The sequence below is a fragment of the Paenibacillus sp. FSL H7-0737 genome, from assembly GCF_000758545.1.
Lineage (GTDB): Bacteria > Bacillota > Bacilli > Paenibacillales > Paenibacillaceae > Paenibacillus_AQ.
Window position 1 is genome coordinate 4,130,842 of the sequence record NZ_CP009279.1, and the last position, 26,421, is coordinate 4,157,262.

At 44.8% G+C, this 26,421-nt stretch carries 20 protein-coding genes and 1 pseudogene; all 21 read right to left on the bottom strand.

Annotated features, from left to right (window positions below):
- Window positions 1-406: 406 nt before the first annotated feature.
- Window positions 407-1,282: a 4-hydroxy-tetrahydrodipicolinate synthase gene (gene dapA / locus H70737_RS18035; RefSeq protein ID WP_042189404.1), complete on the bottom strand. Its 876-nt coding sequence runs from the start codon at window positions 1,280-1,282 to the stop codon at window positions 407-409.
- 13 nt (window positions 1,283-1,295) lie between these two features.
- Complete coding sequence (gene dapG, locus H70737_RS18040) at window positions 1,296-2,519, bottom strand: aspartate kinase (protein ID WP_042189405.1); 1,224 nt, start codon at window positions 2,517-2,519, stop codon at window positions 1,296-1,298.
- 355 nt (window positions 2,520-2,874) lie between these two features.
- Entirely contained in the window at window positions 2,875-3,471 is a 597-nt protein-coding gene (locus tag H70737_RS18045; protein ID WP_042189406.1) for a dipicolinate synthase subunit B, read from the bottom strand.
- A 1-nt stretch (window position 3,472) separates the two neighbouring features.
- Window positions 3,473-4,369 carry a dipicolinate synthase subunit DpsA gene (gene dpsA, locus H70737_RS18050; RefSeq protein ID WP_042189407.1) on the bottom strand — a complete coding sequence of 299 codons (897 nt, stop codon included), beginning with the start codon at window positions 4,367-4,369 and terminating at the stop codon, window positions 3,473-3,475.
- Between the two features lie 194 nt (window positions 4,370-4,563).
- Window positions 4,564-5,010, bottom strand: coding sequence for a dUTP diphosphatase (gene dut, locus H70737_RS18055; protein ID WP_197071224.1), 447 nt, complete (start codon window positions 5,008-5,010; stop codon window positions 4,564-4,566).
- Window positions 4,985-6,253: a M16 family metallopeptidase gene (locus H70737_RS18060; RefSeq protein WP_042189409.1), complete on the bottom strand. Its 1,269-nt coding sequence runs from the start codon at window positions 6,251-6,253 to the stop codon at window positions 4,985-4,987. The genes dut and H70737_RS18060 overlap by 26 nt, the downstream gene beginning before the upstream one ends.
- 76 nt (window positions 6,254-6,329) lie before the next feature.
- Window positions 6,330-7,313, bottom strand: a complete 984-nt coding sequence (locus H70737_RS18065; RefSeq protein ID WP_042189410.1) for a polysaccharide deacetylase family protein — start codon at window positions 7,311-7,313, stop codon at window positions 6,330-6,332.
- 247 nt (window positions 7,314-7,560) lie between these two features.
- The gene (gene pnp / locus H70737_RS18070; protein WP_042189411.1) at window positions 7,561-9,663 is read right to left on the bottom strand and encodes a polyribonucleotide nucleotidyltransferase; all 2,103 of its coding nucleotides are present in this window, start codon (window positions 9,661-9,663) and stop codon (window positions 7,561-7,563) included.
- A gap of 392 nt (window positions 9,664-10,055) precedes the next feature.
- The gene (gene rpsO / locus H70737_RS18075; protein WP_036656390.1) at window positions 10,056-10,325 is read right to left on the bottom strand and encodes a 30S ribosomal protein S15; all 270 of its coding nucleotides are present in this window, start codon (window positions 10,323-10,325) and stop codon (window positions 10,056-10,058) included.
- A gap of 148 nt (window positions 10,326-10,473) precedes the next feature.
- The gene (locus H70737_RS18080; RefSeq protein ID WP_042189412.1) at window positions 10,474-11,421 is read right to left on the bottom strand and encodes a bifunctional riboflavin kinase/FAD synthetase; all 948 of its coding nucleotides are present in this window, start codon (window positions 11,419-11,421) and stop codon (window positions 10,474-10,476) included.
- Window positions 11,422-11,458: 37 nt separating this feature from the next.
- A complete protein-coding gene (gene truB / locus H70737_RS18085) occupies window positions 11,459-12,373 on the bottom strand; it encodes a tRNA pseudouridine(55) synthase TruB (protein WP_042189413.1) in 915 nt (304 codons plus the stop codon).
- Window positions 12,370-13,347 carry a DHH family phosphoesterase gene (locus tag H70737_RS18090; RefSeq protein ID WP_042189414.1) on the bottom strand — a complete coding sequence of 326 codons (978 nt, stop codon included), beginning with the start codon at window positions 13,345-13,347 and terminating at the stop codon, window positions 12,370-12,372. The genes truB and H70737_RS18090 overlap by 4 nt, the downstream gene beginning before the upstream one ends.
- 70 nt (window positions 13,348-13,417) lie before the next feature.
- Complete coding sequence (gene rbfA, locus H70737_RS18095) at window positions 13,418-13,765, bottom strand: 30S ribosome-binding factor RbfA (RefSeq protein ID WP_042128856.1); 348 nt, start codon at window positions 13,763-13,765, stop codon at window positions 13,418-13,420.
- Window positions 13,766-13,783: 18 nt separating this feature from the next.
- The gene (infB, locus tag H70737_RS18100) at window positions 13,784-16,429 is read right to left on the bottom strand and encodes a translation initiation factor IF-2 (RefSeq protein ID WP_042189415.1); all 2,646 of its coding nucleotides are present in this window, start codon (window positions 16,427-16,429) and stop codon (window positions 13,784-13,786) included.
- Window positions 16,424-16,745, bottom strand: a pseudogene (locus H70737_RS18105) (YlxQ family RNA-binding protein); the annotation flags it as partial. The pseudogene H70737_RS18105 and the gene infB, both read right to left, overlap by 6 nt.
- Window positions 16,738-17,046, bottom strand: a complete 309-nt coding sequence (gene rnpM, locus H70737_RS18110) for an RNase P modulator RnpM (protein ID WP_042189416.1) — start codon at window positions 17,044-17,046, stop codon at window positions 16,738-16,740. The gene rnpM and the pseudogene H70737_RS18105, both read right to left, overlap by 8 nt.
- Before the next feature lie 27 nt (window positions 17,047-17,073).
- A complete protein-coding gene (gene nusA, locus H70737_RS18115; protein WP_042189417.1) occupies window positions 17,074-18,171 on the bottom strand; it encodes a transcription termination factor NusA in 1,098 nt (365 codons plus the stop codon).
- Window positions 18,172-18,197: 26 nt separating this feature from the next.
- Window positions 18,198-18,665, bottom strand: a complete 468-nt coding sequence (gene rimP / locus H70737_RS18120; protein ID WP_042128863.1) for a ribosome maturation factor RimP — start codon at window positions 18,663-18,665, stop codon at window positions 18,198-18,200.
- A 199-nt stretch (window positions 18,666-18,864) separates the two neighbouring features.
- Window positions 18,865-23,193 carry a PolC-type DNA polymerase III gene (locus tag H70737_RS18125; RefSeq protein WP_042189418.1) on the bottom strand — a complete coding sequence of 1,443 codons (4,329 nt, stop codon included), beginning with the start codon at window positions 23,191-23,193 and terminating at the stop codon, window positions 18,865-18,867.
- 369 nt (window positions 23,194-23,562) lie between these two features.
- On the bottom strand, window positions 23,563-25,011 hold the full coding sequence (proS, locus tag H70737_RS18130) for a proline--tRNA ligase (RefSeq protein ID WP_042189419.1): 1,449 nt from the start codon (window positions 25,009-25,011) through the stop codon (window positions 23,563-23,565).
- 25 nt (window positions 25,012-25,036) lie between these two features.
- A complete protein-coding gene (gene rseP, locus H70737_RS18135; RefSeq protein WP_042189420.1) occupies window positions 25,037-26,311 on the bottom strand; it encodes an RIP metalloprotease RseP in 1,275 nt (424 codons plus the stop codon).
- Window positions 26,312-26,421 lie beyond the last annotated feature (110 nt).

A 26,421-nucleotide genomic window follows, 5' to 3' on the forward strand; every position in this document is an offset into this window, starting at 1 on the left:
CTTCCTTAATTAACAAGGATATTCCTGATATCTGTAAAATGCGCAATGCGAAAGCTCCCGATTCCGGGCAGTAAAGTTCATATTGAAGCGGACAAATGCCGTCAAAATTCACCGTCGCGCCCCTCGCGCGAAGACATTTCAATCATTTACACAGACTCATCTTGGGACCTATCCTGTCTCACAATGTATACCATTGACGGAAGATTACCGCATATTTAATTTTAACCGCACCCAGTCACTTAAGATCATTATACATGATTTTTTTGGCAAAAGACAAGTCACCCTATCTCGTATCCAAATTCTTTCCTTAAATGTGACCCATTATTTTAGCAAAATATAATAAATATAAAAACCGGCTCTCCACAGGAGAAGCCGGTTTAAAGACTAGAATATCATTGTTCAGCATTTAGTGAAATAGTGCCTCGATAAAGGCCGCCTCAGCTTCAGTAGGTGAAATAAGCGGCAATCTGACGCCTCCAACAGGCAGACCATTCAGACTTAAAGCATATTTGACCGCTGAAGGATTCGGTAAAGGTTGTGGACATTCGAACAACCCCTTGAAAATAGGGAACAATTGCCGATGGATCTCTCCCGCTCGCTGAACATTTCCTGAGGTGTATGCATAGATCATTTCTGACATCTGTGCACCAACCACATGACTAGCTACACTGATAATTCCGTATCCTCCTACGGCTAGACTAGCTAAGCCCGCAGAGTCATCACCAGTATATACACGGAAGTCATCGGAACACGCAGAAGCGATAAGTGTTACTTGATCGACAGATGCACATTCTTTTGTCGCAACAATATTCGATATTTCAGCAAGTCGAAGGGTTGTGTCCACGCTCATACTTACACCCGTGCGACCGGGAACATTATACAGCATGACTGGCAATGAAGTCTCCATAGCAATCGCAGAAAAATGCTGATAGAGCCCTTCCTGATTAGGTTTATTGTAATAAGGAACGACCAAAAGTACGCCATCCACACCTATTTTCTCCGCTTCTTTCGTGAGGTGAATAGAGTGCTTCGTGTTATTACTGCCTGTTCCAGCAATAATTTTACAGCGACCATTCGCCTTCTCTAATACAAAAGAAAACAGCTGCAGTTTCTCCTCATCACTTAACGTTGGGGATTCCCCAGTTGTACCACAGACAACCAATGCCTCTGATTTCTGTTCCTCAATTAAATAATCGACAAGCTGTGAAGTTACATCCCAGTTGATTTCTCCATCCCCGTCAAAGGGGGTTACCATGGCTGTTATTAATCTTCCGAAATCCACTTTGAATTCCTCCTTAGCGGTGCAATTCAAACATAGCGTGCAGCGAACGCAGGGACTGCACCATATCCTCTTTCTTCACCAGCACCCAAATCGTTGTATTCGAATCTGCGGATTGGAGAATCTGAATATTTTGTGAGCTAAGTGCCTCAACGATACGCGCCATAATACCAGGTACACCATTAATTCCGCCCCCGATAACGGAAACTTTTGCACAACCTGATAAACTCTTAGGACGCAAGCCCAATTGCTGAAGTACTGAGATCGCCTTTTCTGATTTGTCATCGAACACAGTATAAAGAGCTTCAGTAGGAGTTACATTAATAAAATCAACGCTTATTCCGTTGTCGGCCATACTTTTAAAAATTTGCAGTTGAACGCCCGTACCATTTCCATCTGGACACTCCACAGAAATCTGTGTGACGTTGCTGACATAAGCAATCCCTGTTACGAAGCGATCTACAATGCCACCAGACTGGATGTCGTTGAATCCTTCAGGATTCGTAACCAGCGTACCTTCATTCTCAGAAAATGTTGAACGAACGCGTACTGGAATTTGTGCCTGCATAGCAATCTCAACCGCACGTGGATGGATCACTTTTGCTCCTTGATGAGCCATATTACAAATTTCTGTATAACTAACATACGTTAGCGGTTTTGCATCTTCAACGATCCGCGGATCTGCTGTAAGAATCCCGTTAACATCTGTATAGATATCAACCATATCTGCATGAAGGGCAGCACCCAGTGCAGTCGCAGAGGTGTCACTTCCTCCACGGCCCAAAGTCGTCAAATCACCAGCTTCAGTCTGTCCTTGGAACCCGGTCACTATAACTACTTTATCTTCACGCAGTTCGCGAAGAATACGTTCAGGACGTACATCTAGAATTCTTGCATTGCCATAGTTGCTATCTGTCATAAAACCAGCCTGAGCTCCCGTTAGTACCGTAGAAGCAATCCCTTCATTCTCCAGCAGGCCACAAAGTGTAGTAGCAGAGATAATCTCACCACAGCACATCAAGAGATCCTTCTCACGCTCTGGGAGTGAATCTCCATTCTGAACAGCCCAATCCAGCAGAGTATCTGTTGCATAAGGTTCTCCGCGTCTGCCCATTGCCGAAACGACAATGACCAAACTATAGCCGCTAGCGAGCTCCCGTTTGACATTACGAATGACGTGCTCTCTAGCTTGTGGTGTTGAAAGTGATGTTCCTCCGAATTTTTGTACCAGAATACCCATGTATAATTCCTCCATTATTGTCAAAGCAAACACACTAATCGTTCGTAAATAGAACTCATTTCGTCTCTAATGAGAAATTCCTTTACAGTACGTAAGCTTATTTCTTAAGTAATTTTCTTTTATTTTGAAAAATGGTTGTACCGCCCTCGAAATGAGGACGGTAGCAGTAAATCTTATATTTTTTGGTGGCAATGATCTCAGCAATGGGTTTAGCAGATCTTGGCTTTGAATGTTCACGACCGTATCTATTGATTAAGAAGTAACTCCGACCAAGGCGGCATTTAACTTCTCATTGCTCATTTAGTGCATCTCCCCTTTTATTGTCCGCAACTAGCTCCACCGATTCCGCCCTATTCTAGACGGAATGAAACTTTTCAATAATCATCGGCTGTAGTTGTTTACCTTGCAAAGCGGCATAGCAAGCTTCTGGGATAAGATCCATACGCGCTACTAACGAATTAGGTTTACCCTCAGGGTTATCCTGTCCGAATGGCACAAAATAAATATGTTTAGCCACTAGAAGCTTTGCAATATTTGCGGCATTAAGACCTAAGCCATCATTGGTAGATATCGCGAGAACAAGTGGACGTCCATTGCGCATCTGCGATTTTGCAGCCATGAGCACTGGACTATCGGTCATAGCATTTGCCAATTTACTCGTTGTATTTCCAGTGCAAGGTGCTATCGTCAGCACATCCAGCAGCTTGGAAGGACCCAGCGGTTCCGCTTCAACAATTGTAGAAATGATATCATTACCTGTTATATCTTTCAACTGTTTTAGCCAATTTTGCGATGTTCCAAAGCGGGTGTCGGTGCCTAGTACGGATGCTGAAACTATGGGCACTACGTTTGCTCCTCCATCTACGAAGCGTTGAATTTGCGGCATTACCTCCGCAAATGTGCAGTGAGATCCGGTAATCGCATACCCTACTGTTTTTCCGTGCCAATCCATTTTATTCGTCCCCCTTGATTAAAGCCTCGTCCGATATCGACTGAACCAGCGCATTTGCCATAATAATCCCAGCGCTTTTAGGAGCTACAATGCCAGGGAGTCCAGGTGCCAGCATCGCTTTAATTCCTCTTTTCTCGGCATAACGAAAATCACATCCACCTGGAGCAGAAGCCAGGTCGACAATTAAGCAATGCGGTGAGATACGTGAGAGTACTTGTGCGGTGATGATCATACTTGGAATCGTATTAAATATCAGATCAACATCCGGCACATGAAGCAACAGTTCACTGGTCATAAACGGCTTCCAGCCCATTTCCTCAGCACGTGCATAATGTTCCTGTTTTCTAACACCAGCTTTGACACTAGCACCCAATCCTTGCAGGCTTCTTGCCATTGTAAAACCCGTTCTGCCCAAGCCCAGTACCATCGATTTAGAACTGTGAATGGTAAAATCCGTGTTCTGTATGGCCATAACCAGTGCCCCTTCCGCTGTTGGGATGGAGTTGTAGATGGCTACATCATCACGATTAAGCAATTCAATTAACTTTAATGAATGCTTGGCGCACATGCCGCGTAAGTAGCTTTTAGCCATACCGCTATACACCAAACAATGGGGTGGCAGAGCAGCAAAATGTTCTTCCAAGAGCATCAAGCGTTCAGAAGAAAATAAAGCACTAATATTCCCTTCATCATCACAACCAACCGTAGGCAACACTAATACATCTGCATTACTAAGCAGCTCTACCGTCATCTGTTCCAGGCTCACCCCTGGGCAAGGGGCTTCCCATTTATCGAACCCGGCAGCGCTTACCGTCGCATCCAATTCCACACATTTCCGAATCACTTCAAGCTGTCTCGCGTCCCCGCCCAGGAACACGATCCTGACGCCAGTAAGCATAGGGATGACGCTCCTTTCAACATACACTATCGACTATAGAGCATCTTATGCTGGGCATTCTTAATGGGTGAAAAGCGGAGAAGAATTAGCATGCAGGCTTAAATGTGAAACTTATAAATTGTCATATTCAAACGAAAAAAGCTCGCGAATCACGCCGATTGGGCATAATTTCGCAAGCTTTTTAATAAGTCATATTATTTGCCAGTGTGACCGAAGCCTCCGGCTCCACGTTCTGTTTCGGATAAAGCATCTACTTCAACCAAAGTGACCACTGGAACCGCTTGAAATACCATTTGGGCAATGCGCTCATTACGAGCGATAGCAAATGGCTCTTGCCCTAGATTGATCAACAACACTTTGATCTCTCCACGATAATCAGCATCAATCGTTCCAGGTGTGTTCAAACACGTAATCCCATGCTTCAAGGCTAGTCCACTTCGTGGACGAATTTGAGCTTCTAATCCGTCTGGCATAGCTAATGATATGCCTGTTGGAATTAATGCACGTTCTCCAGGTGCAAGCACGACTTCGCTACCAACTGCGGCATATAGATCATACCCGGAAGCCTGTTCTGACATTTTACAAGGAAGATTAACATCCTCGTTTCCAGCTAGTTTATTGATTTGTACGTAATAAGACAAGATCATCTCTCCTAACATTTGCAATAGCTTTATCTGTTGAACCTACCATCGCTAAAGAAAGCGGCTCAGCAAACATATTATCAAGCACACTGTTGATATTGTCCATCGTTACTAACTGAATCTTGGCGATCATATCGTCTAATGTGTTATGTTTTCCGAGCATAAGTTCATTTTTTCCAATCCGATTCATCCGGCTACTAGTGCTTTCCAGGCTAAGAATAAGGCTACCTTTAAGCTGCTCCTTGCCTTTTCTCAGTTCATCTTCACTAAGACCCTCAGTAGCAAGTTCGTACATCATTTCCTTAATTAGCTCCGTTACATCCTTAGTTTGCTTCGGTGCTGTTCCAGCATAGACCGTGAACAAACCAGAATCCGCTTGAGAACTGTGGTATGAATATACAGAATAGGCTAGGCCACGTTTTTCGCGAATCTCTTGGAACATCCGTGAGCTCATACCGCCGCCAATGGCATTATTAATAAGCACCATAGCATATTGCAATGGGTCGCCAGAGCGGACCCCTGGTAGGGAAAGACAGATATGATTCTGTTCTGTTTTTTTGCGGTGAAACAACAAGTCCCCATAATAATCCGGTGGAGTCAACGGCGCAGATGTGCCATGATTAGCAAAAGAACCAAAATGCTGCTCCAGCAGCTCAATCAATCCATCGCTGATGTTCCCAGCTACACTAATTACCGTATTCTCAATCGTATACTGCTCCTTCATGTAGGCACGAAGATCATCCGGCTTCATCTCCATCAGCCGTTCCTTTAAGCCAAGGATAGAATACGCAAGCGGATGATCCTTGTAAGCAGCAGCACACATCAAATCATGCACAAGATCGTCTGGTGTATCTTCGCACATAGAAATTTCCTCAAGAATGACGTTCTTTTCTTTCTCCAGCTCTTCAGCATCCATACGTGAACGGAAGAACATATCTGCTAATACATCTACTGCGATAGGCAGATGCTCATCCAGTACTTTTGCATAATAGCAAGTATATTCCTTAGAAGTAAACGCATTTACATTGCCGCCAATAGCATCGAACTGTTCGGCAATATCCTTAGCACTATATCGGTCCGTACCTTTAAAAAGCATATGCTCTACAAAATGGGATATCCCGTTGTTTCCAGGGTGTTCATTCCGCGAACCTGTCTTCACCCATATTCCAAATGAAACGGACCGGCCGGTCGGAATTTTTTCCATCACTACTCGTAATCCATTGGATAATACTATTTTTTCCACTTCATGTCCTCCTGGCAATAGCCATGTTCTATCTAAATTAATACACGTGCCTATAATCCTACCAGAAATAGATCACTCACTCAACATCAGAGGGGATTAGACGCTCCGCTGACAGCGTTTGGCTAACTGTTCCTAGCTGTAACCCTTTTGCCTTTATCCCGCGTATCATGGCCTTCAGCGCCTTGGAGGATGAGGCAGTAGGATGCATTAGAACAAGTGTGCCGGCTTCAGCTTTGCTTGTGATTTTGGCAACTATAGATTCAGGAGAAGGATTTCGCCAATCCACCGTATCTACAGTCCAGAGTACAGTCTTTAAGCCCAAGCTGCTAGCGATTTCTACTGTCTCTTGATCGAAATCACCAGATGGAGGTGCGAACCATTTATTAGTGACTCCAAGCGATTCCTTTAGCAGCTTTTGCGTCTTCTCAATCTCAACGGTAGCCCGCGCTCGACTTAAAGTACTCATATTGGGGTGGGTATAGGCGTGATTCTCCATCTCATGACCACGCTTTAACATTTCTGTAGCAAGCTCTGGATTCTTACTCAGCCAGCTTCCATCCAGAAAAAACGTAACTTTCACGTTCTCTTCATCCAAAATATCCAGCATTGGCACGATATACTGATTCCCCCAAGCCACATTAATCATCAGTGATACCATCGGTTTCGCCGAATTTCCTCGATATATAGGTTCTGCTCCCAGTTCATTTAACGATACTTTTGGTTCGATCTGCCGATACACTAACTTTATGGGCTCTTTTGGTGCCAAAAGAGCATTCCGATAGGTACTCTCTACATCAATCTCAAGTCCGTTATAGCCCGGAATGGCTTTCCACACCCGGTCAACCACTGCATCCACTGGAGGTGCATTTAGTTTGGCCGCGGCGGTCTCAATCCTCAGACGAAGATCGTTGTTCGCCGCCTTAGGGATATCCATCCACACCGCGAGATCATCCTGCGGCTTCAATTGCGCAAGCATGTCTTTGACTGGTCCCTGTGTGCTACCAATTCCTATCACGATTGCTACACAAGCAACCACTAATGCCACTTTTTCCGTCTTCATGACGACTTCCTCCCCGGTAGAAACGAATTTCAGGTTCGTTCCACACGATTACAAAGACACTTTGTCCCAATCTATGAGACAAGGGAGGAATTTATGTCATGAACAGATACAAGACTAATAGATAGGAATGTTTGCTACAGTTTTCCAGCTTCGTTCATATAAAAAAAGAGCCAGAACGCAAATCGCTTCTGTCTCTTTTAATAATGAAATTAGATCCCTTTAGTAAAGGTTATTACTAAGATCAATCTTACGCTTTAGCTCCAGTTTCCGAAGTCAACACTGCTTTACGAGACAGGTTAACCCGGCCTTGTGGATCGATCTCGGTAACTTTAACGGTAATGGTGTCACCAATAGCAACAACATCTTCTACCTTAGCTACACGCTCAGTAGACAATTGGGAAATGTGTACCAATCCGTCTTTGCCCGGAATAAGTTCAACAAATGCACCAAATTTCTCAATACGTCTAACTGTACCCACATAGATTTCTCCGACTTGTACTTCACGCACAAGACCTTCGATAATCGAACGAGCCTTTTGGATCATTTCTTCATCTGAAGAACCGATAAAGACACGGCCATCTTGTTCGATGTCGATTTTCACGCCGGTTTCTTCAATAATTTTATTGATAATCTTACCACCAGCACCGATAACATCACGGATTTTGTCCGGATTGATGTTGATAATAATGATTTTTGGAGCATATTTGGACAGATTAGGTCTTGGCGCAGAGATCGCTTCATTCATTTTGTCCAAGATGAACAGACGGCCTTCTTTAGCCTGCTGAAGTGCATCTTGAAGAATGTTGCGGTCGATACCGGCAATCTTAATGTCCATTTGAATAGCTGTAACACCTTCTGCTGTACCAGCTACCTTGAAGTCCATATCTCCGAGATGATCTTCCATACCTTGAATATCCGTCAGGATGGAGACATGATCTCCGTCTTTGATCAGACCCATTGCTACTCCGGCTACTGGTGCTTTGATTGGCACACCAGCGTCCATCATAGCCAGAATGCTGGCACAGATACTTGCCTGGGAGGTAGAACCGTTAGATTCAATTGCTTCTGATACTAGACGAATCGTGTACGGGAATTCAGTTTCACTAGGAATTACCTTGGATAATGCACGTTCTCCAAGTGCTCCGTGACCGATTTCACGACGTCCTGGTGCTCTAAGCGGACGAGCTTCTCCTACGCTGAACGGAGGGAAGTTGTAATGGTGCATGAAACGTTTCGTTTCAGTAGGATCGATTCCGTCGAGGATTTGTACATCACCTAGAGCTCCAAGGGTACAAACGCTAAGGATTTGTGTTTGTCCACGTGTGAACAGACCGGAACCATGTGTACGCGGTAACAGGCTTGTATCACATTCAATCGGACGGATTTCATCAAGTTTACGTCCATCTGGACGAACCTTATCATGCGTGATTAGACGTCTTACTTCATCCTTCACGATATCATGTAGGACTTCTTTAACATCTTTCAGAAGCTCCGGTGCTTCTATGTACTTCTCTACGAAATACGCAACCGCTTCATCATTAACGACATCAATCGCTTCCTGACGAGCATGTTTTTCAGCAATTTTAACGGCTTCCACCAGACGAGCTTCAGCAAATGCACGGACCTCAGTATTCACGTCAGCATTCACTGCATGCAGCTTCACAGCCATTTTTTCTTTACCAGCCACTTTGACCAGTTCTTCAATGGTTGCAACGATCTTACGGATTTCATCATGACCGAACATAATCGCTTCGAGCATCACATCTTCCGTCACTTCATTCGCTTCTGCTTCAACCATCATGATTGCTTCCTTCGTTCCAGCAACCACTACATAAATATCACTGATTGCTTGCTGAGCCATATCCGGATTGATCACAAATTCTCCATTAATCCGACCTACAGCAACTCCGCCGATGGGTCCATCAAAAGGCACATCTGAAATACTAAGTGCAGCTGAAGTACCGATCATAGCAGCAATATCTGGTGCGCAGTCCTGATCCACACTCATTACCATGTTCAATACCTGAACATCGTTACGGAAACCTTCAGGGAACAGTGGTCTGATTGGTCGGTCAGTCAAACGGCTGGACAGAATCGCTTTCTCACTCGGTCTACCTTCCCGTTTAATAAATCCTCCCGGAATTTTACCTACCGCATATAATCTTTCCTCATAGTTAACTGTAAGCGGGAAAAAATCCAGGTCCTTCGGCTCTTTCGAAGCCGTAACGGTACATAATACCGAAGTATCCCCATAACGCACCATAACGGCTGCGTTTGCTTGTTTAGCTAGTCGGCCCGTTTCCAGCACAAGGCGTCTTCCGCCTAGCTGCATTTCTACACGTTTTTCCATAAATACCTCCTTGAATAGTAGTAGACCCGCAGTCAAATATTGCAGGTTCACATATCGATCTAATGAATCGGAAAGGCTTGTCCCCAAGCTAAAAACGCCTTCGGCGTCCTTATAAGGACGGTAGCGTTTATGCGAGAATTATAAGGATAAAGTATAGCATGAAACATATACTTTCTTATAATTCAAGGTATGTAGCCTGTTCTGTATACATATAAGAAGAAACGGCTAAGTCTTACAGATGATGTAAAGTGGCCGTTTTTACGAATAATCTCATCAGTCTTGCTATAAAGTTTTCCCTAAATTTTCAAAAAGCAACCCAGCTGTCCCGCTGTCGCTCCGAGAAGGACATACGGTATACAACCAGGCTGCTTTAAGGGTTATCTTATGGAAAATTAACGACGCAATCCCAGTCTTTCGATCAGGGCGCTGTAACGTCTGATGTCTTTGTTTTTCAAATACGCCAGAAGTTTACGACGTTGTCCAACCATTTTCAACAATCCGCGACGGGAGTGATGATCTTTCTTGTGCGTACGCAAGTGGTCAGTCAAATTAACGATGTTCTCCGTTAGGATAGCAACTTGCACCTCAGGGGATCCAGTATCGGATTCGTGAGTTTTGTGCTCGTCGATCAATTGATGTTTACGTTCTTGAGTTAATGCCATCCTGTTCACCTCCTTCAATATAATCGCCATTAGCCTCGTCACCGTCGGTGAGAACGTGCAACCAAGCTAAGGTTATGGTGCTGTAAGCCAGCAACGTTTATTAGTATAGCATCTCCATTAACAAAAGTAAACGGCTTGTCCGGGATGACTATAGATTATAACCCAAAATCTTCTTCGCGGTTTCTGCATCCTCACCGATTTGAGTAATCAATGCACCAATGGATTCGAATTTTCGTTCAGGACGAATGTAAGATACTAACTCCACCTTAAGCTCTTGATCATACAAATCACCTTCGAAGTCAAACAGATGGACCTCAAAGCTTGGCGTCAATACACCCTCATGAAAGGTAGGTTTAACGCCCACATTCATGACCCCGTACAAAACTTTATCCTTATAAAAGACTCGGACCGCATATACACCTTTAGTCGGAATGACAAAATGAGCACTGAGCTTCAAATTCGCCGTTGGAAAACCAATGGTGCGACCTCTCTTCTCACCATGACCCACTTCACCACGCAGATAGTAGCAACGTCCGAACCAGGAGTTTGCCAGCTCTAAATCCCCGTTTTGGAGACTTTTACGAATGCCGGAGCTGCTGACCTTCTCACCATCTAGCAGAAAAGGGGGAGCAACCTCTACATTCATAACACCTTCACCCAGCTTGCGAAGCATTTCAACGTCGCCTTCACCTTGATAACCAAAACGAAAGTCAAAGCCGACAACTGCAGTTACAATATGTAGCGGCAAAAGCATAACAGAGACAAAATTCTGTGGACTTACACGGGAAAGCTGCTCGTTAAATTCAATAACATATAAGATATCGACACCCAAACTAGCAAGAATCTCCTGCTTTTCTACGGGTGGCGTCAAATACCCTTCATAATCACCCTTACCCATAACATCTTTAGGATGTGGATGAAATGTAAGGACTGCGGCCGGCACACCTTGTTTACGGGCTAGGGCCACAGCGGATGTAATGACGCTAGCATGTCCACGATGCAATCCGTCAAACTGCCCTAGAGCAGCCACTTGAGGCTGAGCCCACTCTGCAGCAGTCTCCGGAGACATCGGATAAGTTAACGTTACGGTTCTCACGCTGTTTCTCACCTACAATTCACTTGGTAAAATTGATTTAAGCTTGTGCAAATACCTTCACTGGAGCAATTGCACCTGTATCTTCCAATTCATAAATGCCAAGAAATCCACCTTGAAGATCGTATAGCCGAAATTGACTGTTCGTCTTCACCTCTGGAGCTATAAATCGTGAGGACAAACGCTGCCCCTGCAAAGCTGCCTTCTTTTTCTCATCCATTACAGTGTGCTTTGGCATATGAGAAATGGCTTCGTCTGCAGCGATTAAATGATCTTCCAATGTTCCGGCTTCCTTGTGAGTCGCAATATCCTCTAGCGTAAGACAATGACTGGCTGAAATCCCTGCCGACATCGTTCTCTCTAGTTTCACCATCACACCCGGCAGTCCAAGTGCTCGTCCGATATCGACACAGAGCGTACGAATGTACGTCCCCTTAGAGCAAAGCACCCGGAATGTGATATCGGGATGATTGCCTTCCCAAGTCATATCCGTCATTTCAATTTCATAAATCTCTACTTCACGGCTTTTACGTTCAACGGTTTTACCTTCTCTTGCTAACTCATAAAGACGTTTGCCGTCAACTTTAACCGCAGAATACATCGGTGGAACCTGAGAAATAACCCCTTTAAATGAAGCGAGCACTGATAGAATCTCTTCTTCAGTTACATGCACCTCATCTACAGTTTCTATAATAGTCCCAGTTAAGTCCTCAGTATCACTGGACATCCCTAGTCTCAGTGTTGCCACATATTCTTTGGGCAACTCCTGAATATACTCCACGACACGAGTAGCACGGCCCAGACAAAGTGGCAGCACACCTGTTACCTGTGGATCAAGCGTTCCCGTATGTCCGATCCGTTTCATGCCGAGAATACGACGTGCCTTGGCCACAACATCATGTGAAGTGAAGCCGGCCGGCTTGTAAACCGCCAGTACACCTTCTAATTCACTCATAAATGACGTCTTACCTCCTCAAGCACCTGCGATATTGCCGTTTCGAGTGTAGCTTCTATACGCGCGCCTGCAGCACGGGTATGACCGCCACCTCCAAACGTTTGCGCTAGATCAGCCACGTCCACCTTACCAGCAGAACGCAAACTAACTTTAACCGCATGTTCATGAATGACTTTGAACAAAATCCCTACCTCCACACCTCGAATATTGCGAGGGTAGTTCACGAGACCTTCTAAATCTTCATTAGCAGCAGCACATTCAATCATATCCTCCGGTGTAACATAGAGCCAGGCAATATCCCCTTCGGGTGATAATTGAAGAGTATTTAACGCTTTATTTAAAATTTTAATCTGCGGCAATGTCATTTCTTCAAGTAATGTCTCAGCCAGTTCAGGACCGTTAACGCCATAAGAAAGCAGTTCAGATACGGCTGCCATTACTTTTGGTGATGTGTTGGTATATCGAAATCCACCAGTATCTGTCAAAAGACCTGTGTATAAAGCTGTGGCGATATCAATGTCCCATTCAATATCGAACGTCTTCAGCAGATCGAACAAAATTTCCGCAGTCGCAGCAGCATCCGGTTTGATTAAATTCACAAGTCCATAACCGTTGTTAGTGGGATGATGGTCAATGTTCAGGATTAGAGCATCCTTCGCAAAATAGCGATGAGTCAGTCCTACTCGCTGAAAATCAGCACAATCCACACAGATCACATTGCTGTATTGACGGGGCGGCTCACTAGAGGCCATATTGATGATTTCATCCGAATGCCATAAATATTCCATCCGCTTCGGTATCGGTCCTTCATTCAGCATAGTGTATTTTTTGCCCAGACATGAGAGAAGCCAGCCCACCGCTAGGGTGGAGCTGACTGCATCTCCGTCCGGCTGAACATGCGACACTACAAGGTAATCGTCGTGTTCCAGCAGAAACTCACGGGTCTGCTGGAGACTTTGTTCATAGCTCTGCATTCGCCGTCTCCTTTATAAAGGTTGTTCAAAATAGCCTTGAGCTATTTTGAACTCCTTTTAGTACCTATTTCTAATCGTTCTTATGAAGCTCTCCAAGAAGTTTCTCAATGTGACTGCCATAAGCGACAGATTCATCGATCTTGAAGATCAGTTCCGGTGTATGCCGAAGGCGTATCGCCTTGCCAAGCTCGGAGCGAAGAAAACCATTAGCTTTCTCAATCGCTTTAAGGGAGCCTGACTTCTGCTCTTCATCCCCGAACACGCTTAGGTATACTTTCGCTTGCGACAGATCGTTAGTCACGTCTACGCCAGTTACAGTTACAAAACCGATTCGAGGATCTTTCAGTCCGCTTTGGATAAGTTGACTAAGCTCTTTCTTGATCTGCTCGCCCACTCGTCCTGCTCTAATTTTAGACATCTATATTCACCTCTTCGCTTAGCGCTCTACAGTTTCCATAAGAAACGCTTCGATAATGTCGCCCTCTTGGACGTCATTATAGCGTTCCAAAGTTATGCCGCATTCATAACCTTGCGCCACTTCTTTGGCATCATCTTTAAAGCGTTTCAAGGTATCAACTTTACCTGTAAATACAACGATTCCGCTACGGATCAAGCGCATTTCAGCATTACGGGTAATTTTACCATCAATTACCATACAACCTGCAATGGTACCCACTTTACTGATTTTGAAGACGCTACGTACTTCAGCGTGACCGATAACGTTCTCTTTGTAGATAGGATCAAGCATACCCTTCATTGCACTTTCGATTTCCTCGATTACATTGTAGATGATGTTATGGAGACGAACATCTACTTTTTCTTGTTCAGCAGCTGCCTTGGTCTGAGCGTCCGGACGAACGTTAAAGCCAATAACAATAGCATTAGATGCTGCTGCAAGTGTAATATCGGATTCCGTAATGGCACCAGCACCGCTGTGAATGATCTTCACGCGGACGCCTTCCACTTCGATCTTAGCCAAGGAACCTTTAAGTGCCTCGACTGAACCTTGTACGTCAGCTTTAATGATAACGTTAAGGTCTTTGATCTCGCCGTCTTTAATGTGCTGGAACAAATCATCCAATGTTACACGGGTGTTCGTATTCAGCTCAGATTGACGTTGGGATGTGGAACGTCTATCAGCAATCGCACGGGCTTTACGCTCGTCTTCGAAAGCCATAAACGGATCGCCAGCTTGTGGTACCTCAGTCAAACCAGTAATTTCTACTGGAGTGGAAGGTCCAGCTTCCTTGATCTTACGTCCTTTATCATTAACCATCGCACGTACACGTCCGAAGCAGTTACCTGCTACGAAAGCATCGCCGACTTTCAATGTACCGTTCTGTACCAGAACACGTGCAACTGGTCCACGATTCTTATCAAGCTCAGCTTCTATAACCGTACCGCGTGCCCGTTTGTCAGGGTTCGCTTTGTACTCATTTACTTCAGCAACGAGCAGAATCATTTCCAGCAGTTCTTCCAAGTTAATACGTTGTTTTGCAGAAAGGTTAACGAAGATGGTATCTCCGCCCCACTCTTCAGGAACGAGTTCATAGCTTGTAAGCTCTTGCTTCACTTTGTCAGGATCTGCACCCGGCTTGTCGATTTTATTAACAGCGACAATAATCGGAAGTCCAGCAGCCTTAGCATGTGCAATAGCTTCAACGGTCTGAGGCATAACACCGTCATCAGCAGCAACTACGATAATAGTCATATCTGTTACCTGTGCACCACGAGCACGCATAGCAGTAAATGCTTCGTGACCAGGTGTATCTAGGAACGTGATTTTCTTCTGGTTGATTTCAACTTGATAAGCACCGATATGCTGTGTGATTCCGCCTGCTTCGCCTAGAGATACACTCGTCGAACGAATGGCATCCAGCAAAGTAGTTTTACCGTGGTCAACGTGACCCATGATCGTAACTACTGGAGGACGTGACTGAAGTTCTTCTTCAGCATCATTCTCTTCCACAGTTTCAAAGCTATCCTCATCAACAGGAATCTTCACTTCTACTTCTACGCCGAATTCAGCAGCGAGTAGCAGGATGGTGTCGATATCCAGCTCTTGGTTGATGGTTGCCATAACACCCATAGAGATAAGCTTCTTAATTACTTCAGAAGCGTCTTTGTGAAGCAATTTTGCTGTTTCACCAACAGTCATGCTACCACGAACGATAATCTTCTTAGGTGTGTTATCGATCTTCTCACGGTGAACCATTGGCTGATTCTTGCCGCGGCCATTCTTACCACCACGACCGCGGTAGTTACCGCCTTTGCCATCATCAAACCGTCTATTGTTCGTATTTGGTCTACCACCAGTTGTGTTCTTCTTAGGACCTCTGTCGTCACCGCGTGTGAAGCCACCGCCAGTGCCAGATTGACCTTGTGGGCGGCTGTCAGTGCGAGGTGCACTGCTTTGTCCTTGCGGACGGCTGCCAGTATTGCTTCCTTGTGGACGGCTACCACCGGTATTACTACCTTGCGGACGGCTGCCACCAGTGCTGCTGCCTTGCGGACGGCTACCACCGGTACTGCTACCTTGTGGACGGCTGCCAGTATTACTTCCTTGCGGACGGCTGCCACCAGTGTTGCTACCTTGTGGACGATTGCCGCCTGTGCTACTTCCTTGCGGACGGCTTCCGCTAGTACTGTTAGTACGTGGAGCTCCGCTTTGTTGCGGACGTGCATTCTGCGTTGAACCTGTTGTTGTTCTGCGGGAATCTTGTCCGCTTTGGGGCCTTGGGGACGTCGTCGATTGGTTGTTGTTTTGGTTACTGTTCATACCTACCTGCTTTTCCTGTTGATTTTTGTTGGCATTCTGAGCACTTTGGGGTTCGGCAGTTACCGCACCGGTTGTCACCGGACGGCTGCTAGAGCTGGTATCCCGTTTGGCTGCAGCGTTCGACTTGATATCCTTGAAGAATTGCTCTACTTTGTTCACGGAACCGTTCTCCATGACACTCATATGATTATTCACAGGGACATTCAAACGCTTCAGAATTGTAATAATTTCTTTACTGCTCATGTTTAGTGACTTGGCGTATTCGTACACGCGCAATTTATCTTTGTTCTCTTCTTTAGTCAATAAATCCACCTCCGACAGTATCTCCGAGTTGCTTGGAGATCATTTCCGCGAATCCTTTATCCGTAATGGCCAGTACTACACGCTGGTCTTTACCAATACTTGCACCGAGGCTGTCTCGGTGAAATGCGATTACTAGTGGAATATCGTAGGTTCCGCATTTATCACGGAACTTTTTTTGGGTATTATCTGAAGCGTCACCTGCCAGAACGACCAGCTTCGCCTCTGAAGACCGTACAGCTTTGAGTACAGCCTCATCGCCGGTGACTATCTTGCCTGCTCTCATGGCAAGCCCTAAATAAGAAAGCGCCTTACTCATTATCCTCACTATCCTTTGCTGCTAGAAACTGCTCTTCCACGGAAGTAAACTCCCGGGCAAGCTGGTCATAGATTTCAGGACTCACTTGACATTTCAAAGCGCGGTCAAGTGCTTTATTCTTCTGTGCCAGCTTAAAGCATTCAAGCTTGCCGCATATGTAAGCACCACGGCCTGACTTCTTTCCTGTCAGATCAATCAGTACTTCACCCTCGGGCGTTCTAACCACTCGAATCAGCTCTTTTTTCGGCATCATCTCCTGGGTAGCAACGCATTTGCGCAGCGGCACCTTTCTTTGTTTCATACATACGCCTCCCGTCAAGCAGGTTAATTAATCAATGGAGACGGAATCCTGATGCATTTCATCAATAGAAGTTCTCGGTCTACCGTATTCCTGCTCCGCTTGACTTTCACTCTTGATATCAATTTTCCAGCCGGTAAGCTTAGCGGCAAGACGTGCATTTTGCCCTTTAATACCGATAGCCAGTGATAATTGATAATCAGGAACGATCACCCGTGCCATTTTCTCTGCTTCAAAGACTTGAACTTCAAGCACCTTAGAAGGGCTGAGTGCATTAGCGACATACTCCTGCACCAGATCAGAGTAACGGACGATATCGATCTTCTCGCCACGAAGCTCAGTAACGATGGTTTGAACGCGTGTTCCTCTTGGGCCTACGCAAGAACCAACTGGATCCACTTCCGGATTGCGGGAATACACAGCAATCTTCGAACGGAAGCCAGCTTCGCGAGCTACGGAACGAATTTCAACTACACCATCAAAGATTTCCGGAACTTCTAGTTCGAACAGACGCTTCAGCAATCCGGGATGACTGCGGGACAGCATAATTTGCGGTCCTTTGGTGGTGTTCTCAACTTTAGTGATATAAGCCTTGATACGCTCGCTTTGTTTAAACTTCTCACCTGGCATCAATTCGCTAAGCGGCAAGACCGCTTCGATTTTACCAAGATCAATGTAAATGTTCCGCATATCTTGACGTTGTACAAGTCCTGTTACAATATCATCTTCTTTGTCAATAAAGGCATTATAGATGAGTCCACGCTCTGCTTCGCGAATCCGTTGTGTTACAACCTGCTTTGCAGTCTGTGCAGCAATACGCCCGAAATCACGTGGTGTTACTTCAAGCTCAGCAATGTCTTCAAGCTGGAAATGCGGGTTAATTTCTCTGGCTGCCGGCAATGAGATTTCAGTCCTTGTATCCAGGACCTCTTCAACAATTAGCTTGCGGGCAAACACTTTAATGACACCTGTGTTGCGGTTCATGTCAACACGCACGTTCTGTGCTGCATTGAAATTACGTTTATAACTAGAGATCAGCGCCGCTTCGATCGCTTCGAACAGCACATCTTTACTGATGCCTCTCTCCCTTTCCAGCTCATTCATTGCTTCAATAAACTCCATACTCATGAATTTCCGGCCCCCCTTTCAAGACGTTAAAAAATAATGGCCAATCTCGCGCTTGCGACTTTGGCATACGGTACTACATGTTCTTTTTTGCCCGCGGAGATGAGCAGTTCCTCGTTCTCGAACGAGAGCAAACGACCTTCAAATTCTTTGAGTCCTTGAATCGGCTCATAAACAGTCACATACACGTCCTTACCTACCGCTTTAGCTACATCCGCAGCTTTTTTGAGAGGACGCTCTGCTCCCGGTGAGGAAACCTCAAGGAAATATGCCTCAGGGATAGGATCATTCTCATCCAACTGCTGACTGAAATATTCGCTAATGCTTCCGCAGTCATCAATATCAATGCCGCCTTCTTTATCTACGAATATACGCAGAAACCAATTGGAGCCTTCCTTCACGTATTCAACGTCCACCAGTTCGAAACCATTGTCGTCGAGATAGGGCCCGAGCATCTGCTCTACCGTTTGTTTAATTTTAGATTTGGGTGTGCTCAAAAGAAAATTACCTCCACGAACTTGTCTTTTGCTATATACCAAAGATAAAGAGTGGGTTTCCCCACTCTTTACACAACGGACTTATCTCATTATTACCAAAGAAATTATACCATAGTGAGTCTGGACTGACAAGTGCTAGCCCTTGACTCCCCCTTTGGAGCTCTCTTTTCTAGCCATGAAATAAGTGTTGTTAAAGCCTTTAAAATAGGGAAAGTTGATTGCTCTCCGGTAGGCCGCGGAAGCAGCCCATATTGGTTAGCAGCTCAATAACTGTCTTACTCGCCTTGGATTTTTGCTGGAAATCCTCAATAGAAAGGAATTCCCCGGCATCTTTCGCAGCGGCTATGTTGATAGCAGCATTCTCACCAATTCCCGCTAATGCGGAAAACGGAGGAATCAAACTCTTGTCATCAACAATAAACTTATTCGCTTCCGAACGGTAAAGATCAATGTTTTTGAATGTAAACCCACGTGCCGTCATCTCCAAAGCCATCTCAAGGACAGGCAACATAGCCTTTTCCTTTGGCAAAGCTTGAAATCCTTTTTGCTCAATTTCTACGATCTGACGGTTGATCGCTTCATATCCCTTACAGCACAATTCAATATCAAAATCTGCTGCACGTACAGAGAAATAAGTCGCATAATATTCAATAGGATGATACAGCTTGAAGTAGGCGGTACGTACTGCAGAAATTACGTATGCAGCAGCATGCGCCTTCGGGAACATGTATTGAATCTTCAGACAAGAATCAATATACCATTGGGGAACCTTGCACTTTTTCATTTCCTCGATCCATTCGTCAGATAAACCTTTACCTTTACGAACACTCTCGGTAATTTTAAAGGCCAAGCTCGCATCCATTCCCGCTTTATAAATTAAGAAGAGCATGATGTCATCCCGACAACCGATAACGGTCTTAATGTTACAAGTGTTATTCTTTATAAGCTCTTGCGCGTTACCAAGCCAAACTCCAGTACCATGAGACAAACCTGATATTTGCAGTAAGTCAGCAAAGCTGGATGGTTTCGACTCAATAAGCATTTGACGTACGAACTTGGTACCCATTTCGGGCACACCATAGGTCGCAACCGGTGATCTGATTTCGTCAGGTCTTACTCCAAGTGCATCTGTAGAGTTAAACATGCTCATTACTTTCGGATCATTCATCGGGATAGAAGTTGGATCAACACCTGTCAAATCCTGAAGCATCCGCATCATCGTCGGATCATCATGACCCAGAATATCAAGCTTCAGCAAATTCGCATCAAAAGCGTGATAATCAAAGTGTGTGGTCTTCCATTCGGCATTGACATCATCCGCCGGGAATTGTACTGGCGTAATATCTTCTACCTCCATATAGTCTGGAACAACGACTATACCACCAGGATGCTGTCCCGTACTACGTTTAACGCCTGTACAACCGGCCGCCAGACGGCCAACTTCAGCTCCACGCCAACGTTTCTGGTGAAGTTCTTCGTATTTTTTTGCAAATCCGAAAGCTGTCTTCTCAGCCACGGTACCAATCGTTCCGGCACGGAATACATTTTTCTCACCAAACATTTCTTTGGTAAAGTTATGTGCATTCGGCTGATATTCCCCTGAGAAGTTCAAGTCGATATCGGGAACTTTATCCCCTTTAAATCCAAGGAAGGTCTCGAACGGAATATCCTGGCCTTCACCTTTGAGCTTCTGACCGCAATCCGGGCAAACTTTATCTGGTAAATCGAATCCGCTCCGCACACTACCGTCCAGGAACCATTCACTATGGCGACACTCAGGGTTTAGGCAAATATAATGCGCAGGCAAAGGATTAACTTCTGAAATTCCAAGAAATGTAGCTACTACAGAAGAGCCTACAGAACCCCGCGAACCTACGAGATATCCATCTCGATTTGATTTTTTAACGAGACGTTCAGAAATCAAATAGTTGGCAGAGAACCCGAATTTAATAATCGGTGCAAGCTCTTTCTCCAAACGGGCAATAACTACTTCAGGTAGTTCTTCGCCATAAATGGATTTGGCAGTGTTATAACAGGTCTCGCGAATTTCTTCGTCCGCCCCTTCAAGAATTGGTGTAAATAGCTTATCTGGAAATAGCTCCAGCTCTTCAAAACGTTCTGCCAGCTCAACTGTATTCGTAACCACGACTTCCATCGCTTTTTCAGCACCGAGAAATTCGAATTCAGACAGCATTTCATCCGTTGTGCGGAAGTGTGCATCCGGTTTGCGTTGGTCTTTAAGCGGACTAAAGCCTGTGATCCCATTAATCGTAATATCACGATACAGCTTGTCCCGGGGTTCAAGATAATGCACATTCCCCGTTGCGATAACAGGTTTATTCAACTGTTCCCCTATTTCGCAAACCTTGCGGACTACATCGCGAAGCTCATCAGGGCCTGCTACAAAGCCCTTGTCCACCAAGTGCATGTACATGGTCAATGGCTGAATCTCCAGCACATCATAAAAATGAGCAACCTCCATGGCTTCCTCAGTCGTTTTGTTGAGTACTGCTTCAAAAAACTCTCCACGTTCACAACCGGAAATCACGAGCAGTCCATCTCTATGCTCTTCCAGCTTGGATTTCGGAATACAAGGTACACGTTTGAAATATTCCGTATGTGACATGGAAATGAGCTTATAGAGATTTTTTTTGCCTACTTGATTAAGTGCATAAATATTACAGTGGAACGGTCTTGTGTTCGAAAGATCATTACCCACATAATCGTTTAGTCGATCAAGGCGGGTCATGCCCTTCATCTTTTCAGCATCTGCGAGCAATCCCGTTAATATACCGCCGAGCGCTATGGTATCATCAATCGCACGGTGATGGCTTTCCAGAAGAACTTTATATTTATCGGCTAATGTGTTCAGCCTGTGATTCTTCATGCTTGGATATAGTAACCGAGCGAGCTCAAGCGTATCAAGAGATGGATTCGGAAGCACAGGTTCACCTATTTTACGTAACGAGGCCTGAATAAAACCCATATCAAATCTGGCGTTATGAGCAACAAGGATACTGTCACCCACAAATTCAACAAACTTACGCAGCACTGGCTCAAGATCAGGAGCATCCTTAACCATTTCATCCGTAATATTGGTCAATTGCTGAATATGATAAGGGATCTTCTCATGCGGATTAACAAAAGTAGAATAACGGTCTACTTCTTTGCCTTCGCACATTTTAATGGCCGCCAGCTCCGTAATATTATTGCGGGTAATCGATAATCCAGTGGTCTCTATATCAAACACTACATAGGTAGCTGTCTTCAAGTCCAAAGGCTGAGCATTCTCGACAATATTCACAGAGTCATTCACAACATTGGCTTCCACGCCATAAATCATTTTTATCTTATGCTTATGAGCTGCATGGTTCGCATCAGGAAAAGCCTGAACTCCGCCATGATCAGAAATAGCAATCGCAGGATGCCCCCACTGGGCAGCTGTTTTGACATAGGTAGTGATCGGAGTGACCGCATCCATCGTACTCATCGTAGTGTGAAGGTGGAATTCCACCCGTTTCTTAGGAGCCGTATCTTTACGCGCAGGCGGTGCCTTAACTTCCGTTAAATCCGAAGGGATCATCACTAGCTCAGGAATCTGCATAAAACGGTCATATTCAACTTTTCCGCGTGCTCTTACCCATTTACCGTTTGCTAGCTGACTCATAACCTTCAGATCATCTTTAGTCTTCGCGAACATCTTCATTTGTAGAGAATCCGTAAAATCGGTCAAACTGAAGGTGAACAAGGTACTACCATTGCGAAGTTCCTTACGATCCAGACCAAAAATGGTACCCTGAATTGTAATTTTCTTCTCTTCATCTTGAATTTCAAGAATCGGCACAGCCTGTTCCTTAATTTCATACCCCACTTGAAGCTTAATTACTTCATTAGGATCGCTATCATCAGCAGGAGCTTCTGATTCTACAGCAGTCATCATCTGCTCAACGATCTCGCGTTGTTCTTGCTGAAGCTTTTGTTGAAATTCTTCGTATGCTTCAACATTATTATTTTCGTTCTCTGCCATTAGCACTTTAACTTTTAAGGAGAGACCGAAATACTTATCATAAAATTTAATAATTGCCCCATCGATGCCTTTTTTACGAGCCAGCTCCATAGAAGTGGAGTCACTCATCGTCAGCATTAAAGTGTCATCTTTAAGCTCTTGGGTAGAACGTGTCAGCCAGCCATTAACCGAAGGGATCTCGCGAGTCACCCACTCCAGAAACAATCCCCAATATTCTTGGACTAGCTCTGCTCTACTAACTTTTTGATCATATACGAATAAAAAGCTTACTTTGGCTATATGCTGTAGCTTCTCGCGCATTCTGAGGCAAAATGTCCGGTATACCTGCGCTGGAACCAGACTTTCTTTCGCAATCACAATTTGCCAGTCTCGGTTACCACGGCTGATCTCTACTCGTTCTATATATCCATCTAAAAAGTAGGGATCCATAATTGCAGGTGGAATTTCACCTTGCTTCATCAAGAGCTCGAATCTTTTTCTTCTCTCCTGGTTTTGTTCCATGCTTTCCTCCCACCTTTGATAACTCCGTAAAACACAATCAATGATATTCAGTGAAAGTACAATATGATAAGAAGAAACGACGTTGTCGTCTTTTAAAGACGATAACTGTTTCTCGTAAAAATATAAGGATAAAGTATAGTGTGAAACTTATACTTTCTTATATTTCAAGCATAAACGCCTTCGGCGTCCTTATGAGGACGGTAAGTGTTTATGCGAGAAATAAAAGGATAATTTATTACGTAAGCCTATAAATTCTTATATTTTAAAAAGCTTCTGGATTCAAAAAGCATTGGGTTTTTTCGGCCCGCTGACTCCTCTCTCCAGAAGCTAGATTAAAATACTACAAGACTGTTGATCGGTACCAAAAGATTAATATGCCTTTGCAAAAACCACAGTATGCTCAGCTGGTTTACCACAGCAAATGCAGACTTGTTTCTTCTCCGCCGGATCGAAAGGAATGTTACGGCTACCCGCACCTGTCTCTTCCTTAACTTTGGACTCGCATTCTTCGGAACCACACCAGCCAGCTAGTGCAAAGCCGCGTTTTTCTTCCATTGAAGCTTTCATTTCTTCCAAGGAATCTACAGAATAGAAATGGTCCTCACGGAATTTCAGGGCACGTTCGAACATTTCATTATGAACCTGCTCGAGCATTGCTTGTACCTCTTCAACAAGGTTCTCCTGCTGAATTACCTTCTTCTCACCTGTGACACGGGATACGATAACGCAAACGCCATTCTCCATATCGCGTGGTCCAAGCTCCAAGCGCACAGGTATACCGCGCATTTCATATTCATTGAACTTCCAACCTGGCGTTACATCCGAACGATCATCCACACGTACACGAACACCTGCGTTCTTCAGCTCCTTGAACAGCTCGTCTGTCCGTCCAATCACGGCTTCACGAGTTTTAGGAGGTCCGATCGGAATCATAATCACTTGAGTTGGCGCTACCTTAGGTGGCAGAACAAGACCACGGTCATCGCCATGTACCATAATCAGCGAACCAATCAAGCGTGTAGTGGATCCCCATGAGGTCGTATGCACATATTCTAAATTATTGTCGCGGCTCAAATACTGGATCTCAAATGCTGTTGCAAACTTGGTACCCAAGTAATGTGAGGTAGCAGCCTGAACAGCACGTCCATCTTTCATCATCGCTTCAATAGAATACGTATCTACTGCACCAGCAAAACGCTCGGAAGGTGTCTTTTGTCCAGTGATCACCGGAATGGCAAGGAATGTCTCGGCAAAATCACGGTAGTTATCCAGCATCTTCATGGTTTCTTCACGAGCTTCGGCTTCATTCTCATGCGCAGTATGCCCTTCTTGCCAAAGAAACTCAGTAGTGCGGATAAATGGTAAAGTACGCTTCTCCCAACGAACCACGTTCGCCCATTGATTGATAAGTACAGGAAGGTCACGATAGGACTGAATCCATTTGGAATACATGTGCCCGAACATGGTCTCAGAAGTAGGACGGACAGCCAGACGTTCTTCAAGCACGTCTCCACCAGCCTCAGTTACCCATGGCAGTTCGGGATTAAAGCCTTCAATATGATCCTTTTCCTTTTGAAAGAAACTCTCTGGAATGAACACTGGAAAATAAGCATTACGATGCCCAGTTTCCTTGAGGCGACGGTTCATTTCCTCCTGAATATGCTCCCATATTTCATAGCCCTCTGGCTTAAATACGATACAGCCACGAACAGGAGAGTAGTCCATCAAGTCTCCTTTTTTTATAACATCAATATACCAGCGTGAGAAATCCTCGCTTTGCGGCGTGATTTCCGTAACGAATTGCTTATCTTTTGCCATGTAATGGAATGCCTCCCGAAGAAAATTAGCCGCTGATCAAACGTAAAATATCATTATACGTAACAGCAATCATTAATAAAAATAACAGTGCAAATCCGACAAAGTGAACCATACCTTCACGACTCGGATCTACAGGTTTACCGCGTAATGCCTCCACACCTAGGAACGCCAGACGGCTTCCATCGAGTGCCGGAATCGGTAATAGGTTGAAAATCCCCAGATACAAGCTTAGGATAGCAGCCCAATAGGTAAGATACTGAATGCCTTGTTGGGCAATTTGACCGGTTACTTCAAAGGTACGAACCGGACCTCCAATATCATCCATATTGAATTTATTGATCAATTGCTTAAAGCCCAGAAAGATAGCTTCCGTCGTATCGACCATAGCTTTACCTGAACCTGTCAACGTCTCTCCAACCCCTGCTTTGCGGGTAGGAAGCTCAGGTGTAATCCCGATTTTACCGCCTTCTTGTCCCTCCATGCTACGAGGAACGAGAGTCACATTAAGGGTCTCATCACCACGTTGCAGCATCCATTTCATTTCTTTCCCTTTGGACTCCGAGGTTAAGTCAATCATTTTTTGGTAATCGGCACCAATCTTCTCACCGTTGATGGAGACAATAATGTCACCCTTCTGCAATCCCGCCTCTTGTGCAGGCATTCCTTCAGAGACATCACCGATCTTAACATAAGTAGGATTCTCCACCGGAATTCCAACCATTTGCAAATGGATGGCAAACAGAACAAAGGCTAACAGGAAGTTCATCACAGGACCCGCAACAATAGCCAATGCACGCTGACCCACTGTTTTACTACCGAATTGGCGATCTTTAGGCGCAATTTGAGTCTGTTGCGTTCCTTTAATCATCATCGCTTGAGGATGAACGTCATAAGTAGTAACTTCGCCATCCACATCCAAGCGGATTTGCAGATCATTTTCAAGATCAGTATGCAAAGCCTCACCACGGATTACATTTTTACGTGTATCCAGTGCGTCCAGATAAATATTTTTCACTTTGTTATCCTGACCGAGTCTTACTGCAATGGTCTGTCCTGAGCCAATTTCAATAATTTCCGGATCTTCACCAGCCATCCGAGCATAACCGCCAAAAGGCAGTAAACGCAAAGTGAACTGTGTCTCATTCCGTTTATAAGAAAACAGTTTCGGACCGAAACCGATAGCAAATTCCCTCACGAGAATACCGGCGCGTTTGGCAAAATAATAGTGACCCCATTCATGTACAGTCACCAGGACAAAAAACATGAGCACCGTTAATAAAACGACTTGAACCATTTCCAAACGTATCATCCCCCTTTAGGTGTAAGACCGAAGTATGTCCTCTTAATTTATCATTATTCTCCGATCAGGCACAAGAGAATCAACTGTCCCAACCTATTTTTAGGGCAAAG